Annotated in this window: 2 protein-coding genes; both read right to left on the reverse strand. The window is 64.7% G+C overall.

Annotation, left to right across the window (positions count from 1 at the left end; translation table 11 throughout):
- Positions 1-883 (reverse strand): ATP-binding cassette domain-containing protein (locus tag ABH924_RS24800; RefSeq protein WP_404503190.1); only part of this gene is annotated, 883 nt, incomplete at its 3' end.
- 13 nt (positions 884-896) lie between these two features.
- Positions 897-1,424 (reverse strand): ABC transporter permease (locus ABH924_RS24805; RefSeq protein WP_404503192.1); only part of this gene is annotated, 528 nt, incomplete at its 5' end.

The following is a 1,424-nucleotide window of genomic DNA, read 5'->3' on the forward strand; positions in this document are numbered from 1 at the left end:
CGGCGACTTCGGCTTGGACTTCCTTGAGGGCTTCGGTGTGTCCGCCGAGTTGTTCGAGTTCGTGGGCGAGTTCGGCCAGTTCCGCGCCGCCGGCCATCTGGGCGGTGAGCTCGTCCAGGGTGATGTCCTTCTTGTCGTAGTAGCCGATCGACTTGCCGCGTTTGAGCAGCAGGAACCGGTCACCCACGGGGAAGGCGTGGTGCGGGTTGTGGGTGATGAAGATGACGCCCAGCCCGCGGTCGCGGGCCTGCAGGATGTACCGGAGCACGACGCCGGACTGCTTGACGCCCAGCGCGGCCGTGGGTTCGTCCAGGATCAGCACCTTCGCGCCGAAGTACACGGCCCTGGCGATCGCGACGCACTGGCGTTCACCGCCGGAGAGCTGGCCGATGGGCTGTTCCACATCGCGCAGGTCGATGCCCATCGCGGCCAGTTCCTTCAGGGTGATGTCCTTCATCTTCTGGACATCCATGGACTTGAACGGCCCGAACCCGGTGGTCAGTTCCGAGCCGAGGAAGAAGTTCCGCCAGATGGGCATCAACGGGACCACGGCCAGGTCCTGGTAGACCGTGGCGATGCCGGCGTCGAGCGCGTCGCGGGGCGAGTTGAACTTCCGCTCATCGCCCATGACGTGCAGCGTCCCGGCGTCGTGCTGGTGGAGCCCGGCGATGATCTTGATCAGCGTGGACTTGCCCGCGCCGTTGTCGCCCAGCACGCAGGTGACGCGGCCGTTGTCCACGGCCATGGTCACATCGCGCAGGGCGATGATGTTCCCGTAGTGCTTGCCCACTCCGTCCAGGGAGAGCAGGTGCACGGGGGTGTGGGTCAGCGGGTCTTTCTCGTCCTTGAGCAGGGTCTGCTGGTCGATCTGTTTGGCATTCATTTGGTCCGCCCCTTTACTTGAGCTCTGCGCGGCGTTTGACGATGAGGTTCACGATGGTGGCCAGCAGCAGCATCAGGCCCAGGAAGAACTTGAACCAGTCCGGGTTCCATTGCGCGTACACGATGCCCTTGTTCGCCATGCCGAAGATGAACGCGCCGATCGCACCGCCCACCGCCGAACCGTAGCCGCCTGTCAGCAGGCAGCCGCCGATGACCGCGGCGATGATGTACAGGAACTCGTTGCCCACGCCTTCACCGGACTGCACGGCGTCGAAGGCGAAGAGGTTGTGCATGCCCAGGATCCAGCCGCAGAACCCGACCGCCATGAACAAACCGATCTTGGTCTTGGTCACCGGCACACCCACCGCGCGGGCCGCGTTCGCGTCCCCGCCCACGGCGAAGATCCAGTTGCCCACCTTCGTGCGCAGCAGCACCCAGGAGGCGATCGCGACCAGGATGATCCAGAAGAACACCGTGATCTTCACCTCGACCCCGCCGATGCTGATCGAGGACGCGAACACCGCATGGGCCGAGTCGAACCC

It is taken from the genome of Arthrobacter sp. GAS37, from assembly GCF_044908325.1.
Classification (GTDB): domain Bacteria; phylum Actinomycetota; class Actinomycetes; order Actinomycetales; family Micrococcaceae; genus Arthrobacter; species Arthrobacter ramosus.